The following is a 16,299-nucleotide window of genomic DNA, read 5'->3' as shown; positions in this document are numbered from 1 at the left end:
AAAACCGCGGGCTTGGCCCGCTCCCATAGGTACTGCAAAGAGGCCGATTTTGCGTACCCCTGTTGATCTTGAGGGATTGCCGGCCGCTAGTTGCAGGTACTCAGAGCAATGTCCAGGTGTACGAAAGGATCAAACGGTTCTCGTCGATATCGCTGCGATAGTTGGAGCGTGCCTCGACGTTGCGCACGCGCACGCCAAACCCTTTGAGCACCCCGCTCTGCACCACGTAGCCGATATCCAGATCGCGCTCGCGATCCTTGCCTTCGAAGCCACGGCCGGTGTCGACATTATTGCCGCGGATATAGCGCACCGTGGTGGTCAGGCCGGGTACGCCGAGCGCGGCAAAGTCGTAGTCATAACGCGCCTGCCAGGAGCGCTCGTCGGTGTAGGCGAACTCGTAAGTCGGCACCTCGTTGCCCAACGGCGTGACGTTGGCGAATACCCGCGGGAACGGATTGTCGCCGAACATCGCTTGGTAGCCGACATAAAAGGTATGCCCGCCATGCTTGGCCGAAATCAGCGAGTAGAACGCCTGGTTGTCGATATCGCCGAGCAGCCGGTCACCATCTTCCTGGCTGTCGAAATAACCAAGGTTGGCGCCCAACGTCCAGGAGCCCATTGGCTCGCTGTGCTTGAGGCCGGCGAAGCGCTGGTTGTAGATGTCCTCGAGTTGCGCGAACCACAGGCTGGCGGTGGTGCGTTTGTCGTTGAAGGCGTAGTCGGCGCCCACATAGTTGAACGCATCACTGCTGACCTGGCGCTGCGGCACGTGGCCGAGCATGGCCTGCAGTTTGTCGTCGCCAGCCTCGTTGCGCAGGCTGGTGGAGCGTAAGTGGCCGCCCTGCAGGGTCAGGCCGTCGATCTCACGCGACACCAGCGAGGCGCCCTGGTAACTCGGCGGCAGCAGGCGAATATCGCTGAAGGTCAGCACCGGCAGGTTGGGTTGCAGCTCACCGACACGCAGTTCGGTCTGCGAGAGGCGGGCCTTCAGCGCTACCCCCAAGCGGCTGTATTCATCGGCCGCCTCGCCGTTGTCGCGCACCGGCAACAGCCCGGTATTGACCCGATCGCGACTGCTGTCGAGCTTGATACCGAGCAGCCCCTGGGCGTCCAGGCCGAAGCCGAGCACGCCGGGCGTGTAGCCGGACTTGAAGTCGAGGATGAAGCCCTGGGCCCACTCCTCGGCCTTGGATTGCCGGTTGGCGCCGACGATGTCGGAAAAATCCCGGCTGAAGTAGTAGTTACGAGCCTGCAACGTGGCGCTGGCGCCGTCGACGAAGCCATCGTTGGCGGCCTGCACGGCAACCGGCAGGCTCAGAACGCTCAGGGAAAATACGCACAAGGTAGTTGGATGCTTACTCATGGTTGCTCTGCTCTTGTTGTTATTGCATGGGTACAGCGGCGCCCCACGCCAAACAGCGCGGAGAGCCGGATCAGGGAAATCGGGGTTCAGCGCGTCGCTTGGTCGGGCCTTGAGCGCACTGCCTGCTCGGCGCCGGGCGCGGTTTTATGGGGCAGCAGCCAATGGGCGAACAGCCCGAAGATCAGCCCCCAGAACGCCGCCGACAGACCGAGAAAGGTCATCCCCGAGGCGGTGACCAGAAAGGCCACCAGCGCCGCTTCGCGCTCTTGCGGCACCGCCATGGCGCCAGCCAGGGAGGCCGCGATGGCACCAAATAGGGCAAGCCCTGCCAGTGCCGCCACCAATGCCTGGGGAAAGGCGGTGCACAGGCTGACCAGCGTTGCACCGAACAGGCCGAACAGCAGGTAGAACAGGCCACCCACCACACCAGCCACATAGCGGCGCTCAGGCCGCTCATGGGCTTCACGTCCGGTACAGATCGCCGCGGTAATTGCCCCCAGCGCCAGGCCATGGCAGGCAAATGGCGCCAGCAGCAAGCTACCCAGACCGCAGCCTGCCAGCAATGGCCGCGCCGGCACCTGGCCGTAACCGCTGCTGCGCAGCAAGGCCATACCAGGTATGAATTGCCCGGTCAGCGCCACCACGGCCAGCGGCACGCCGATGTTGAGCATCGCCATAGGGGAAAACTCCGGGGTGATCCACACCGGCGTGGCCAGGCGGATCACCCAGGCATCGGCACTGAGCTCGCCACGGCCGATCACCAGGCCGACGCCGACCAGCAACACCGCCAGCATGGCGTAGCGTGGCGACAGGCGCTTGCACACCAGGTAGGTGACGAACATCGCCAGCACCAGCAACGGCTGCTCCTGCAGCGAGGTGAACAGCGCGCTGCCGAAGCTGAACAGAATGCCCGCCAGCATCGCTGCACACACCGACAGCGGCAGCCGCGCGACCAATTTGTCGAAGGCGCCGCTCAGGCCCACCACCAGCACGATCAGGTTGGCGACCAGATAGGCGCCCACCGCTTCGCCGAGGCTCACCTGCGGTAACAGGCTGACCAGCAACGCCGAGCCCGGCGCTGACCAGGCGATCACCACCGGCGCCCGGTAACGTAGGCTGAGCAAGATGCCAAGCACCCCGCTGCCGATACTGATCGCCCAGATCCATGACGACAGCACCTCGGCTGGCAAACCTGCCGTGCGAGCGGCCTGGAAGATGATCACCAGTGGCCCGGCATAGGAAATAACCGTGGCGATAAAGCCGGCGACCAGCGCCGACAGCGACATGTCCTTGAACAGCTTCATTGCATCGCTCCGTCAAGCGGGCAGCCGCAGCTGCTCCCCGCCGCTCTGCAGATGCAGATAGACGGAGAAGGGTCAGGGTGCGGGTGGATATGGCGCTCAGGCCTTGCTGGGTTGCAGGCTGAGCTTGTCGACACTGGCGCTGTTCAGGGCGAACACCAGCATGGCCAAGGCCGCGATGGCGCCAGGGATGGCAAAGGCCATGAAGTTCAGTTGCAACGGCAGCTCGATGCCCATCAGCGCGCCACCGAGCAGCGGGCCGACGATCGCGCCGTTACGGCCGATGCCCGAGGCCCAGCCAAGGCCGGTGGAGCGGATCGACAGGCCGTAGAGCTGGGCAGTGCCGGCGTACAGCAGGATCTGCGTGCCGATGGTGGTCGCCCCGGCGATGAAGATCAACAGGTACAGCATCAGCGTCGGACTCTTGAAGCCAAGCAGGCTGATCGACACGGCAGCCGCGATGAAGAAGCCGACCTTGACCTTGGTCAGGTTGAAGCGGTCACCCAGCCAGCCGCCGAGAATCGCCCCGGCCATGCCACCAAAGTTCAGGGCCAGCAGGAACGAAAGGCTCGAACCCAGGCTGTAACCGGCGTTGGCCATCAGTTTGGGCAACCAGGAACTCAGTGCGTAGACCATCAGCAGGCAGCAGAAGAACGCCACCCAGATCGACAGGGTGCGCACCGCCAAACCGTTGCGAAACAGCTCCAGCACGGAGACGCCGCCGCCCTTGCGCTCATTGATGGTCAGATGCACATCGGCACCCAGCGCCTGGGCAGGGGCGAGGCGATTTAACAAGGCGCGGGCCTTGTCATGCTCGCCCCGGCGCACCAGAAAACCGATCGACTCCGGCAGGTAGTAGAGAATCACCGGCAACAGCAGCAGTGGCAGCGCGGCAGCGAAGAACATCGACTCCCAGCCGAAACGCGGCAGCATGAAGATACCGACGCCGGCCGACAGCATGCCGCCGAGCGAATAGCCACTGAACATCACCGCGACCAGGGTGCTGCGCATTTTCTTCGGCGCGTACTCGTTCATCAGCGCCACGGCGTTGGGCATCAGACCGCCACAGCCAAGGCCGGCGATGAAGCGGCAGATGCCGAACTCGGTCGGGTTGCTGGCAAAGCCGTTGACGATGGTCGCCACGCTGAATAGCGCGAAGCAGATGGCGATGCCCTTCTTGCGGCCGATCTTGTCGGCCAGGCTGCCGAACAGCAGCGCGCCGAACATCATGCCGAACAGCGCGTAGCTGCCCAGTGCGCCGGCCTGCAGAGGCGTGAGCCCCCACTCCTTCATGATCACCGGCAGCACCACGCCATAGATGAACAGGTCGTAGCCGTCGAAGATCAGCAGCAACCCGCACAGGCACATCACCAGCCAGTGAAAGGAATTGAAACGGGCATTGTCGATTACGTCGTTGACGTCGATGTTACGCATGGCATGGGTCTCTTATTGTTGTTGTGAAGCCGTGGCCGGCGTTGCCGTCCTGTTGAAATCGTGTAAAACCGTTAGCCCAGATCACCGCCACCGACCGGCAAGGTCACGCCGGTGATGTAAGACGCCTCGTCGGAGGCCAGAAACAGGATCGCGCCGACCTGCTCATCCAGCGTGCCGTAGCGCTTCATCAGGCTGCTCTCTAGGGTCTGATCGACTATCTGCCCATACCAGGTCTTTTCCTGCTCGCTCTGCTCGGCGCTGTTACGCGGGATGCGCCGTGGCGGCGCCTCGGTGCCGCCCGGGGCAGTCGCGTTGACGCGAATACCCCGCTGGGCATTCTCGAACGCCAGGCAGGCGGTCAACGCGTTGACGCCACCCTTGGCCGCGCCGTAGGGCACGCGATTGAGGCTGCGCGTGGCGATGGAGGAGACGTTGACGATGGCACCACAGCCCTGCTCCAGCATCACCGGCAACGCGGCGTGACAGCACCATAAGGTCGGGAACAACGAACGGCGCACCTCAGCCTCGATTTCCTCTTCGCGGTAATGCTCGAAAGGCTTCGCCCAGATGGTGCCGCCCACGTTGTTGATCAGGATGTCCAGGCGGCCAAAACGCTCGACGGCCTGCTTCACCACCTGCTGACAGTCGCCATAGCGCTCCAGGTCAGCGGTCAGGGTCAGCAGCTCGGCGCCCTGCCCCAACTCGCTCCGCAGTTCATGAACCAGCTCGGCACGATCCACCGCGACGATGCGCGCGCCTTCGGCAGCCAGGCGCTCGACCACCCGCCGACCGATCCCCTGCGCTGCCCCGGTGACCAATGCCACCTTGTTGTCGAATCGCTTGTGCATGGCGCTCTCCTCAGGCCGACAGGACTTGTCGATCGGTACTGACCACCTGGGTCGGGGTGAATTTCTCGTAATGGAAACTCGCTGGCGTGACGCCCTGCTCGCTGAAATGTGCGCGCACGGCATCGACCATCGATGGCGGCCCGCACAGGTAAACGTCGACATCGCCGTCGTTGAGCATCGCCGCGCTCATATGCTGAGTGACGTAGCCCTTGCGAGGGTGCTGGGACTGCGGCTCGGCCACGCAGGTGATGAACACCAGCGTCGGCAAACGCTCGGCCAAAGCCTGCAAGCGCTCGACCAGTACCAGATCGAAATCCCGGGTAACCCCGTAGATCAGGCTGATTGGCTGCTCGCAGCCGCGCTCGGCCAGCACTTCGAGCATCGACAGAAATGGCGCCAGGCCGGTGCCGCCAGCCAGCAACAGCAGCGGGCGACGTACTTCGCGCAGGTAAAAGGTGCCAAGCGGCCCGGTAAACTGCAGGCGCTCGCCTGGCTGCGCCTGATCCAGATAGGCACTCATCAGCCCACCCGGCACGCGCTTGATTAGAAAGCCAAAACGCGACTCGCCTGGCTTGGTGCTGAACGAATACGCACGGGTCTGAGTACCGCTAGGTACGCCGATATTCACGTACTGCCCCGGCAGAAAGCTCGGCGCCGCTGCGCCGCTGGCAATATCGAACGCGACCTCCAGGGCAGCATCGGCGTGCGGGGTGATCGACACTAGCTCGCCTTCGAAACTGCCCGTGCCGGTCTTGCAGGCAGTGGATGGCACGGGCACGGCGATCACGCAATCCGAAGCCGGCACCATCTGGCAGGTCAGCACCAGGCCCTGCTCGGCTTCGTCCTCGCTGAGGGCGTCCTCGATGTAGTCCTCGCCCTGGTCATACTCGCCGTTTTCGCAGCGGCACTTGCAGGTGCCGCACACGCCGTCGGAGCAGTCCATGGGCAGGTTGATGCGATTGCGATAGGCCGCATCCAGTACCTTTTCGTTGGCCTTGCAGTCGATGAAGCGGGTAACCCCATCTTCGAAATTCAGGGCGATGGTGTACGTCATGGCAATACCTCGGCGCCGCCACCGGGCACAGGCTGAACGGCAGCGCATCGACTCAGATGTGATAAATGTCGAGAACCTGGTGCACGTAGTCGTTCTTGAGCACCACCTTCTTGCGGGTGATCAACGGCTGCTCGCCACGCATATCCAGGTGGTAGAACGAGGTGCCGAAGTAGACATCGGTGCTCTTGTAGCGATGGCTCAGGGTCTGCCAGTTGAAGCGCACCTCGACCTGCTCGGCGCTCTCCTCGAGCACCTCCAGATTGGCGATGAAGTGCGCGGTACGCGGCTCGGGCGTGCTGGCACTGGAGCGCTCGGTCTTGATGCGGAACACCCGATCCTCCAACCCCTCGCGGCTGGGGTAATAGATCAACGAGATCTCCCGCTGCGGGTCTTCGGTCAACCCGTCGTCATCGTCCCAGGCCGGCATCCAGAACACCGCCTTGCTCGAATAGCACTCCAGCCACTCATCCCACTGACGGTCGTCGAGCAGGCGCGCTTCGCGGTAGATGAAATCGACGATCAGCTGGCGATTGGCGCTCATGCTACGTCCTCCGCGTCGGTGGCGATCAGGTTCGCGCGCTCACTGTCGATGGCCTTCTGCATGGCTTGCGACCAATAGGCGTGCTGGCGTACGAACAGACCTTCGTCCTCGGACTTCACGCCACTGAGCAATGGCTGCATGCCCATGGCCTTGGCATTGTCGTCGGCCCCTTCGATCCAGTGGCTGGCACCACGGCTGAGGTCGTTCCACTGCGCAGCCTGGCCGGCGTAACCGGTCTGGCAGGCGCGAAACTCTTCCAGATCGTCGGGCGTACCCATGCCGGTGACGTTGAAGAAGTCTTCGTACTGACGGATACGCAGCGCACGGGCCTGATCGCTCTCGCCCTTGGGTGCGAAGCAGTAGATGGTCACTTCGGTCTTATCGACGGCGATTGGCCGCACCACACGAATCTGCGTGGAGAACTGATCCATCAGATAGACGTTCGGGTACAGGCACAGGTTGCGGGTCTGCCCGACGATGATATCGGCGCGGGTGTCGCCGAACTTGGCGGCCAGGGCATCACGGTGCTCGAACACCGGGCGCACGTCCGGGTTGATCAGCCGCGTCCACAACAGGATGTGGCCATACTCGTAGGCATAGAAACCGCCGACGCTTTTCGACCAGCCGTTGGCATCCACGGTACGGGTGCCTTCGGCTTCATAATTGCGACGCTGCATGGTCGCCGAGTAATTCCAGTGCACAGAACTGACGTGGTAACCATCGGCGCCATTCTCGATCTGCAGCTTCCAGTTGCCATCGTAGAAATACGACGAGTTGCCGCGCAGCACTTCGATGCCGTCCGGCGCCTGATCGACGATCTGGTCGATGATCACTCGGGTTTCGCCCAGGTAGTCTTCCAGCGCCGGAACTGCCTCGCTGAGGCTGCCAAACAAGAAGCCACGGTAACTCTGGAAACGCGCCAGGCGCGTGAGGTCATGGGAGCCTTCGCAGTCGAAGCTCTCCGGGTAGCCGCCGGTCTTTGCGTCTTTCACCTTGAGCAGTTTGCCGGCGTTGCTGAAGGTCCAACCGTGGAATGGGCAGGTGAACGAGCCCTTGTTGCCCTGCTTGCGCCGGCACAGAACGGCACCACGATGCGCACAGGCGTTGATCAAGCCATGCAGCTCGCCCTGCTTGTCGCGGGTGATGACGATGGGCTGACGGCCAATATGGGTGGTGAAGTAATCGTTGATCTCGGGAATCTGGCTCTCGTGGGCCAGGTAGACCCAGCCGCTCTCGAAGACGTGCTTCATCTCCAGTTCGAACAGGTCGGGGTCGGTAAAAACATCGCGTCGGCAACGGAAGATCCCCTTGGCAGGATCCTCCTGGACGGATTCGGCAAGCTGCCGGGCAAGGCGTTCGAATGTGCCGGTCATGGGTCGTACCCTCCGTTGTTCTTGTATCAGGCATAGCCAGATTAAGAGTGGGTACGAGGCGGCAATAGCCGTTTACTGCAGATCGCTATCCAGATACTGCAAAGGCCCACTTGCAGCGTGCTTCAGACTCAAAGGAGCATTTTCTACGGGCACAAAAAAGGGCGACCGAAGTCGCCCTTTTTCTGGATTACCTGAACTTAGTTCTGGTTTTCCATTTGCGCACGAATCAGATCACCAATGGTGGTCGGACCGGAAGTTTCAACTTCCTGCTTGCTACGCATTTCCTTGATTGCTTCTTTTTCGTCTTCAACGTCTTTCGACTTGATCGACAAGCTGATCAGGCGGCTCTTGCGATCCACGCTGATGATCTTGGCTTCAACTTCTTCGCCTTCTTTCAGAACGTTACGCGCGTCTTCAACGCGGTCACGGCTGATTTCGGAGGCTTTCAGTGTCGCTTCGATGCCTTCGGCCAGGGTGATGATAGCGCCCTTGGCGTCAACTTCTTTGACGATACCGCGAATGATGGTGCCTTTGTCGTTAACAGCAACGTAGTCGGAGAACGGATCTTCTTCCAGTTGCTTGATGCCCAGGGAGATGCGCTCACGCTCTGGGTCAACCGACAGAATGACGGTTTCCAGCTCGTCGCCCTTCTTGAAACGACGTACGGCTTCTTCGCCAACTTCGTTCCAGGAGATGTCGGACAGGTGAACCAGGCCGTCGATGCCGCCGTCCAGACCAATGAAGATACCGAAATCGGTGATCGACTTGATGGTGCCGGAAATCTTGTCACCCTTGTTGAACTGACCGGAGAAGTCTTCCCATGGGTTGGTTTTGCACTGCTTGATACCCAGGGAGATACGACGACGCTCTTCGTCGATGTCCAGAACCATGACTTCCACTTCGTCGCCAACCTGAACGACTTTCGACGGGTGGATGTTCTTGTTGGTCCAGTCCATTTCGGAAACGTGTACCAGGCCTTCCACGCCTTCTTCCAGCTCTGCGAAGCAGCCGTAGTCGGTCAGGTTGGTCACACGCGCAACAACGCGGGTGCTTTCCGGGTAACGAGCTTTGATAGCAACCCATGGGTCTTCGCCCAGTTGCTTCAGGCCCAGGGAAACACGGTTACGCTCGCGATCGTACTTCAGAACCTTGACATCGATCTCGTCGCCAACGTTGACGATCTCGGACGGGTGCTTGATACGCTTCCAGGCCATGTCGGTGATGTGCAGCAGGCCATCGACGCCACCCAGATCCACGAATGCGCCGTAGTCGGTGAGGTTCTTGACGATACCTTTGACCTGTTGGCCTTCCTGCAGCGATTCCAGCAGCGCTTCGCGCTCGGCACTGTTTTCGGCTTCCAGGACGCTACGACGGGAAACGACAACGTTGTTGCGCTTCTGGTCGAGCTTGATGACTTTGAATTCGAGTTCTTTGCCTTCCAGGTGAGTGGTATCACGCACCGGACGGACATCGACCAAGGAACCTGGCAGGAACGCACGGATGCCGTTAACGTCGACAGTGAAGCCGCCTTTAACCTTACCGTTGATAACGCCCTTGACCACTTCCTCAGCGGCGAAAGCTGCTTCCAGGACGATCCAGCACTCGGCACGCTTGGCTTTTTCGCGGGACAGCTTGGTTTCACCGAAGCCATCTTCAACCGCGTCCAGCGCAACGTGAACTTCGTCACCGACCTTGATGGTCAGCTCGCCTTGTTCATTGAAGAACTGCTCCAGAGGGATAACGCCCTCGGATTTCAGGCCAGCGTGAACAGTAACCCAGTCGCCGTCGATGTCGACCACGATGCCAGTGATGATGGCACCCGGCTGCATGTCCAGGGTTTTCAGGCTTTCTTCAAAAAGTTCTGCAAAGCTTTCGCTCATGTTGATTCCTGTTGGATCGGGCGGGGATTCGCCCTGCTCCGCATTCCAGACAATGCGGGTTTATTCATATAAAAGAAGGCCTACGGGACTAGGACTGGTATCCCCGTATGCCTCCCCTGCGAGCCGAAAATGGCTCTTTTCAACCGGCGAGGTCGCGATTGGCGACTTCGCTCAGAATTTTTTCAAGCACCTGCTCGATGGACAATTCAGTGGAATCCAGCTGGATCGCGTCGGCTGCCGGCTTGAGCGGAGCCACCGCACGCTGGGTATCGCGCTCATCGCGCGCCCGAATCTCATCAAGAAGACTCGCGAGGTTAACATCATCGCCCTTCGCCTTCAACTGCAGGTAACGTCGATTGGCACGCTCCTCGGCGCTGGCGGTCAGGAAAACCTTCAGCGGCGCCTCTGGAAACACCACGGTGCCCATGTCACGACCATCGGCCACCAGGCCCGGCGCTTCGTTGAAGGCGCGCTGACGCTGCAGCAGCGCATCGCGCACCGCTGGCAGTGCCGCGACCTGGGACGCACCGGCACCGATCTGCTCGTTACGGATGGCGTCGGTCACCTCCTCGCCTTCGAGGATGATGCGCTGCGGCTTGCCATCACCGGCCGCGAGGAACTGCACGTCGAGGTGCGCGGCCAGCAGCTTCAGCGACTCTTCGTTGCTCAGATCGACGCCATGGTTGCGCGCGGAGAACGCCAGCAGGCGATACAGCGCGCCGGAATCCAGCAGGTTCCAGCCCAGTTGCTTGGCCAACAGGCCGGCAACCGTGCCCTTGCCCGAGCCACTCGGCCCATCGATAGTGATGATCGGTGCATTGAGGCTCATTGCTGCCCCTCCACTGCCACGCGCATGCCAACCTGTTCGGCCAGGGCGAGGAAGTTGGGAAACGAGGTGGCGACGTTGGCGCAGTCGTGGATATGGATTGGCGCCGTGGCGCGCAGCGAAGCGACACTGAAGGCCATCGCGATACGGTGATCGCCATGGCTGTGCACCACGCCGCCACCGATCTGACCACCCTCGATGATGATGCCATCCGGGGTCGGCTCGCACTTCACGCCCAGGCTGATCAGGCCGTCGGCCATGACCTGGATGCGGTCGGATTCCTTGACTCGCAGCTCTTCGGCGCCACGCAGGATGGTACGGCCTTCGGCGCAGGCAGCAGCCACGAACAGCACCGGGAATTCGTCGATGGCCAATGGCACCAGCTCTTCGGGAATCTCGATACCCTTGAGCTTGGCACCACGCACACGCAGATCCGCAACCGGCTCGCCGCCGACTTCACGCTGGTTTTCCAGGGCGATGTCGCCACCCATCAGACGCAGGATGTCGATGACGCCAGTACGGGTTGGGTTGATGCCGACATGCTCGAGCACCAGTTCAGCATCCGGGGCAATGGAAGCTGCCACCAGGAAGAACGCTGCCGAGGAAATGTCCGCAGGCACTTCGATGCGCGTGGCGGTGAGTTTGCCACCGGCCTGCAGGGAAGCCACCGGCCCGTTGGACTCGACGGCGTAACCGAAGCCGCGCAGCATGCGCTCGGTGTGATCACGGGTCGGCGCCGGCTCGGTGACAGTGGTCACGCCCTCGGCGTACAGGCCAGCCAGCAGCAGGCAGGATTTAACCTGAGCACTGGCCATCGGCAGGGTGTAGGTCAGCGCCTTGAGCTTCTGACCACCACGGATGGTCAGTGGCGGACGACCGTCCGGGGCGGTTTCGACCACGGCGCCCATTTCACGCAGCGGATTGGCCACGCGATTCATCGGACGCTTGGACAGCGACGCATCACCGGTCATGGTCACGTCGAATGGCTGACCCGCCAGCAGGCCGGACAGCAGACGCATGGAGGTGCCGGAGTTGCCCACGTAGATCGGGCCGGGCGGCGCCTTCAGGCCGTGCAGGCCAACGCCATGGACGGTCACGCGGCCATGGTGCGGCCCTTCGATGACCACGCCCATGTCGCGGAACGCTTGCAGGGTCGCCAGGGCGTCTTCGCCCTCGAGAAAGCCTTCGACTTCGGTAGTGCCTTCGGCCAGCGAGCCGAGCATGATCGAGCGGTGGGAGATGGACTTGTCGCCTGGAACGCGGATACGCCCACGGACATTGCCACCAGGATTAGCCAGGAAAACCAGATCGTTCGAGTGCATAGCGTCCACATAGGCCCGACGGGCCAGTATTTTGCTGAAATGTTCGCGGGCCACACGGGCGCGAGTGAATACGCCCAGCAGATGATGCCCGTCCCCTGCGTCGACCGCGTCGCGCAAGGCGTCGAGGTCGTCGCGAAATACATCCAGAGTGCGCAGCACCGCCTCGCGGTTGGCGAGGAAGATGTCATGCCACATGACCGGATCACTGCCGGCGATTCTCGTGAAATCGCGGAAGCCGCCGGCAGCGTAGCGGAAAATTTCCAGATTCTCGTTGCGTTTAGCCAGCGAGTCGACCAGACCAAAGGCCAGCAGATGCGGCAAGTGGCTAGTGGCGGCGAGTACCTGATCGTGATGTTCGACCTGCATGTGCTCGACGTCAGCCCCCAGCTCGCGCCACAACTGATCGACCCGTTGCAGGGCCAGCGCATCAGTCTGCGCCAGCGGCGTGAGGATCACCTTGTGACGCTTGAACAGCTCGCCGTTGGCTGCCTCGACGCCACTCTGCTCGGAGCCGGCAATCGGATGGCCCGGCACGAAGCGCGCCGGCACACCACCGAAAACCGCGTCTGCAGCACGCACCACATTGCCTTTGGCGCTACCGGCGTCGGTCAGCACGGCATCGCCCAGATCCAGCTTGGCCAACTCGCCGAGCAAGCGCTCCATGGCCAGGATAGGGACCGCCAGCATGATCACGTCCGCACCCTGACAAGCGGCAGCCAACTGCTCCTCGCAACGGTCGACCACGCCCAGCTCGACAGCCATGCGGCGAGCCTGCGGATCAAGATCGACGCCAACCACCTCACGACACACACCGCGGGCGCGCAGGCCCTTGGCGAAGGAACCACCGATCAGGCCAAGCCCCACCACAACCAGGCGCTCGACCAGCAACCCGGTCACCGGCGTATTGCGTTCGATCACGCGTTCAGCACCTTGCGCAGCGCTTCCAGGAAGCGGGCGTTCTCAGCCGGCAGGCCGATGGACACGCGCAGGTGGTTGGGCATGCCGTAGCCGGCGACCGGCCGCACGATCACACCTTCACGCAGCAGCCCCTGATTGATCGCAGCGGTATCACGGCCAAAGTCGATGGCCAGGAAATTGGCCTTGGACGGAATCCAGCCCAAACCCAGCTCGCGGCAACCTTCCTGCAGTTGCAGCATGCCTGCGGCGTTGATTTCACGGCTGCGCGCCAGGTAGTCGGTATCGTCGAACGCTGCACAGGCGGCGGCCAGCGCGAAGCTGTTGACGTTGAACGGTTGACGCACACGGTTCAGCACATCGGCGACCTGGGCCGAACTAAGGCCGTAACCAACGCGCAGCGACGCCAGGCCGTAGGCCTTGGAGAAAGTGCGCGAGACCAGCAGATTGGGGTGACCAGCGAGGAAGTCGAGGCCGTTGGGAAGCTCGTCGCCATCCGCATATTCGATGTAAGCCTCGTCCAGCACCACAAGCACGTTTTCTGGAACGCCGGCGAGGAAGTCGCGCAACGCCTGAGTGCTGAACCAGGTACCGGTCGGGTTATTGGGGTTGGCGATGAACACTACACGAGTATTGGCATCGATGGCCGCCAGCATAGCCAGCAGGTCATGACCGAACGCTTTGGCCGGCACCACCTTACTCTGGGCACCGACGGCCTGCGTGGCGATCGGGTACACGGCGAACGCGTGCTCGCTGAACACGGCATTCAGACCGGGAGCCAGGTACGCGCGGGCGACCAGTTCGAGGATGTCGTTGGAGCCGTTACCCAGGGTGACCTGAGCCGTGGAAACGCCACAGCGCTCGGCCAGTAGGGTCTTCAGGGTGAAGCCATTACCGTCGGGGTAGCGAGTCAGCTCGTCCAGTTCAGCACGAATTGCAGCCAGCGCCTTCGGGCTTGGGCCGAGCGGGTTCTCGTTGCTGGCCAGCTTGACGATGCTGGCGGGATCCATGCTCAGCTCGCGGGCCAACTCATCGACCGGCTTGCCTGGCACGTAAGGGGAAAGCTTCTGCACACCTGGCTGGGCCAGGGCGATGAAATCACAAGACATAGCTACAAGCCTCAAGCTACGGGCGACAAGTCGCAAGCCAGATGCCGCTCAACTTGCAGCGCGTGGCTTGCAGCTTGCCGCTGCCATTTAAAGTACCGCTTTCGGGTAGGAGCCCAGCACTTTGAGCGCCACGGCTTCCTGATTGATTTTTTCCAGCACGTCCTTGATCAGCGGGTCGCGGTGGTGGCCGACGAAATCGATGAAAAAGGCATAGGTCCACTTGCCACTGCGCGACGGGCGGGTTTCGATGCGTGTCAGGTCGATACCGTTCTGATGGAATGGCACCAACAACTCGTGCAGTGCGCCCGGCTTGTTGCGCATGGAGACGATCACCGAAGTCTTGTCGTCGCCCGTCGGCGGGACTTCCTGGTTGCCGATGATCAGGAAGCGCGTGGAGTTATCCGGGCGATCCTCGATCTTCTCGGCAAGCCGGGTCAGGTCGTACAGATTGGCAGCCATATCACCAGCAATGGCCGCCGAATTCCATTCACTCTTCACTCGGCGCGCGGCATCGGCGTTGCTGGAAACCGCCACGCGCTCGACGTTCGGATAATGCGCATCCAACCACTTACGACACTGCGCCAGAGATTGGGCATGGGAATAGATGCGGGTAATCCGGTCGGTCTTGGTGGCGTCGCCGACCAGCAAATGATGGTGGATACGCAGCTCCACTTCGCCACAGATCACCAGGTCGTGTTCGAGGAAGCTGTCGAGGGTGTGGTTGACCGCACCTTCGGTGGAGTTCTCCACCGGCACGACACCGAAGTTGACCGCACCGGCCACCACTTCGCGGAATACTTCATCGATGGCGGCCATCGGCTGGCTGATCACCGCGTGACCGAAATGCTTCATCGCCGCGGCCTGAGAGAAAGTGCCTTCCGGCCCCAGGTAAGCGACTTTCAGCGGATTCTCCAGAGCCAGGCACGAGGACATGATCTCGCGGAACAGTCGCGCCATTTCCTCGTTGCCCAGCGGACCCCGATTGCGCTCCATGACCCGTTTGAGCACCTGCGCTTCACGCTCGGGACGATAGAACACCGGCACTTCGCCGACCGGCAAAGCCGCCATCTTCACGCGCGCCACTTCTTCGGCACAACGCGCGCGATCACTGATCAGCTCGAGAATTTTCTCATCGAGGTTGTCGATACGTACGCGCAGAGCCTGCAATGCCTGATCCGAGGCTACATCCGTCATCAGCCGTGCTCCTTCTCGAACTCCGCCATGTAAGCGACCAGCGCCTCGACAGCATCCAGGCCCACGGCGTTATAGATGGAGGCACGCATGCCACCCACCGAACGGTGGCCCTTGAGGTTGAGCAGACCACGGGCGTCGGCACCGGCCAGGAATGGCTTGTCCAGACGCTCATCAGCCAGACGGAACGGCACGTTCATCCACGAACGGGCATTGCTGGCAATCGGGTTGCTGTAAAACTCGCTGGCGTCGATCACGCCGTACAGCAGCTCCTTCTTGGCCTTGTTGCGCTGTTCCATGGCAGCCACACCGCCCTGCTCTTTCAGCCACTCGAACACCAGGCCGGACAGGTACCAGGAGAAGGTCGCCGGCGTGTTGTACATCGAGCCGTTGTCGGCAGCGATCTTGTAATTGAGCATGGTCGGGCAGGCGCTGCGCGCACGGCCGAGCAGGTCTTCACGAATGATCGCCACCACCAGGCCGCTGGGGCCGATGTTCTTCTGGGCACCGGCGTAGATCAGGCCGAACTTGGAGATATCGATTTCACGCGAAAGGATATCGGACGACATGTCGACCACCAGCGGCACGTCGCCGGTCTCGGGAATCCAGTCGAACTGCAGGCCGCCGATGGTTTCGTTGCTGGCGTAATGCAGGTAGGCGGCGTCCTTGGACAGCTGCCACTCGTTCTGCCCGGGAATGGCGAAGTAATCGTAGGCCTTGGCGCTGGCAGCGACGTTGACGTTGCCGTAGCGGCGGGCTTCCTCGATGCTCTTCTTCGACCAGATGCCGGTATCGATGTAATCGGCGGTACCGTCTTCAGGCAGCAGATTGAGCGGGATTTCCGCAAATTGCTGGCTGGCCCCACCTTGCAGGAACAGTACTTTGTAATCGGAGGGAATGGTCAGCAGATCGCGCAGATCCTGCTCGGCCTTTTCAGCGATGGCCGTGTATTCGTCGCTGCGGTGGCTCATCTCCATGACGGACAGGCCTTTGCCCTGCCAGTCGAGAAGTTCGGCCTGGGCACGCAGCAGAACGGCTTCGGGAAGCGCGGCCGGGCCGGCGCAGAAGTTAAAGGCTCGCTTGCTCACAATTCACTCTCGCTTGACTGTCTGGTTACAGCACTACATCTATCTGGCGAAATG

The 16,299-nt window shown here is 61.7% G+C and carries 13 protein-coding genes; all 13 read right to left on the bottom strand.

Features of this window, described 5'->3' with window-relative positions; translation table 11 throughout:
* Window positions 1-100: 100 nt before the first annotated feature.
* Window positions 101-1,363 carry an OprD family porin gene (locus ACZ3GY_RS05600; protein WP_465909262.1) on the bottom strand — a complete coding sequence of 421 codons (1,263 nt, stop codon included), beginning with the start codon at window positions 1,361-1,363 and terminating at the stop codon, window positions 101-103.
* 86 nt (window positions 1,364-1,449) lie between these two features.
* Window positions 1,450-2,667, bottom strand: a complete 1,218-nt coding sequence (locus ACZ3GY_RS05595; RefSeq protein ID WP_465909261.1) for a benzoate/H(+) symporter BenE family transporter — start codon at window positions 2,665-2,667, stop codon at window positions 1,450-1,452.
* A 96-nt stretch (window positions 2,668-2,763) separates the two neighbouring features.
* Window positions 2,764-4,098 (bottom strand): MFS transporter, encoded by a 1,335-nt coding sequence (locus ACZ3GY_RS05590; protein ID WP_465909260.1) that lies wholly within the window; start codon window positions 4,096-4,098, stop codon window positions 2,764-2,766.
* A gap of 71 nt (window positions 4,099-4,169) precedes the next feature.
* Window positions 4,170-4,946, bottom strand: coding sequence for a 1,6-dihydroxycyclohexa-2,4-diene-1-carboxylate dehydrogenase (locus tag ACZ3GY_RS05585; protein ID WP_465909259.1), 777 nt, complete (start codon window positions 4,944-4,946; stop codon window positions 4,170-4,172).
* A gap of 10 nt (window positions 4,947-4,956) precedes the next feature.
* Complete coding sequence (benC, locus tag ACZ3GY_RS05580; RefSeq protein ID WP_465909258.1) at window positions 4,957-6,000, bottom strand: benzoate 1,2-dioxygenase electron transfer component BenC; 1,044 nt, start codon at window positions 5,998-6,000, stop codon at window positions 4,957-4,959.
* A gap of 52 nt (window positions 6,001-6,052) precedes the next feature.
* Complete coding sequence (benB, locus tag ACZ3GY_RS05575) at window positions 6,053-6,541, bottom strand: benzoate 1,2-dioxygenase small subunit (protein WP_465909257.1); 489 nt, start codon at window positions 6,539-6,541, stop codon at window positions 6,053-6,055.
* On the bottom strand, window positions 6,538-7,914 hold the full coding sequence (locus tag ACZ3GY_RS05570) for a Rieske 2Fe-2S domain-containing protein (protein WP_465909256.1): 1,377 nt from the start codon (window positions 7,912-7,914) through the stop codon (window positions 6,538-6,540). Before ACZ3GY_RS05570 ends, benB begins: the two co-directional genes overlap by 4 nt.
* Window positions 7,915-8,111: 197 nt before the next feature.
* Complete coding sequence (gene rpsA / locus ACZ3GY_RS05565; RefSeq protein WP_225832838.1) at window positions 8,112-9,794, bottom strand: 30S ribosomal protein S1; 1,683 nt, start codon at window positions 9,792-9,794, stop codon at window positions 8,112-8,114.
* A 139-nt stretch (window positions 9,795-9,933) separates the two neighbouring features.
* Window positions 9,934-10,623 carry a (d)CMP kinase gene (gene cmk, locus ACZ3GY_RS05560; protein WP_463565194.1) on the bottom strand — a complete coding sequence of 230 codons (690 nt, stop codon included), beginning with the start codon at window positions 10,621-10,623 and terminating at the stop codon, window positions 9,934-9,936.
* Window positions 10,620-12,860 carry a bifunctional prephenate dehydrogenase/3-phosphoshikimate 1-carboxyvinyltransferase gene (locus tag ACZ3GY_RS05555; protein ID WP_465909255.1) on the bottom strand — a complete coding sequence of 747 codons (2,241 nt, stop codon included), beginning with the start codon at window positions 12,858-12,860 and terminating at the stop codon, window positions 10,620-10,622. Before ACZ3GY_RS05555 ends, cmk begins: the two co-directional genes overlap by 4 nt.
* Entirely contained in the window at window positions 12,857-13,966 is a 1,110-nt protein-coding gene (gene hisC, locus ACZ3GY_RS05550) for a histidinol-phosphate transaminase (protein ID WP_465909254.1), read from the bottom strand. The genes ACZ3GY_RS05555 and hisC overlap by 4 nt, the downstream gene beginning before the upstream one ends.
* Window positions 13,967-14,053: 87 nt before the next feature.
* Entirely contained in the window at window positions 14,054-15,160 is a 1,107-nt protein-coding gene (gene pheA / locus ACZ3GY_RS05545; protein ID WP_465909252.1) for a prephenate dehydratase, read from the bottom strand.
* On the bottom strand, window positions 15,160-16,245 hold the full coding sequence (gene serC / locus ACZ3GY_RS05540) for a 3-phosphoserine/phosphohydroxythreonine transaminase (protein ID WP_465909251.1): 1,086 nt from the start codon (window positions 16,243-16,245) through the stop codon (window positions 15,160-15,162). Before serC ends, pheA begins: the two co-directional genes overlap by 1 nt.
* Between the last annotated feature and the right edge of the window lie 54 nt (window positions 16,246-16,299).

It is taken from the genome of Pseudomonas sp. PME37.24/006, from assembly GCF_055556635.1.
The sequence above is the reverse complement of the archived record's forward strand: the minus strand, read 5'-3'. Positions and strand labels throughout refer to the sequence as shown.

Excerpts from the sequence above, each read along its gene's own strand:
- cmk (WP_463565194.1), bottom strand. The coding sequence starts at position 10,623 with ATGAGCCTCAATGCACCGATCATCACTATCGATGGGCCGAGTGGCTCG.
- rpsA (WP_225832838.1), bottom strand. The coding sequence starts at position 9,794 with ATGAGCGAAAGCTTTGCAGAACTTTTTGAAGAAAGCCTGAAAACCCTG.
- pheA (WP_465909252.1), bottom strand. The coding sequence starts at position 15,160 with ATGACGGATGTAGCCTCGGATCAGGCATTGCAGGCTCTGCGCGTACGT.
- hisC (WP_465909254.1), bottom strand. The coding sequence starts at position 13,966 with ATGTCTTGTGATTTCATCGCCCTGGCCCAGCCAGGTGTGCAGAAGCTT.
- ACZ3GY_RS05600 (WP_465909262.1), bottom strand. The coding sequence starts at position 1,363 with ATGAGTAAGCATCCAACTACCTTGTGCGTATTTTCCCTGAGCGTTCTG.
- benC (WP_465909258.1), bottom strand. The coding sequence starts at position 6,000 with ATGACGTACACCATCGCCCTGAATTTCGAAGATGGGGTTACCCGCTTC.
- ACZ3GY_RS05585 (WP_465909259.1), bottom strand. The coding sequence starts at position 4,946 with ATGCACAAGCGATTCGACAACAAGGTGGCATTGGTCACCGGGGCAGCG.
- ACZ3GY_RS05570 (WP_465909256.1), bottom strand. The coding sequence starts at position 7,914 with ATGACCGGCACATTCGAACGCCTTGCCCGGCAGCTTGCCGAATCCGTC.
- ACZ3GY_RS05590 (WP_465909260.1), bottom strand. The coding sequence starts at position 4,098 with ATGCGTAACATCGACGTCAACGACGTAATCGACAATGCCCGTTTCAAT.
- ACZ3GY_RS05595 (WP_465909261.1), bottom strand. The coding sequence starts at position 2,667 with ATGAAGCTGTTCAAGGACATGTCGCTGTCGGCGCTGGTCGCCGGCTTT.
- benB (WP_465909257.1), bottom strand. The coding sequence starts at position 6,541 with ATGAGCGCCAATCGCCAGCTGATCGTCGATTTCATCTACCGCGAAGCG.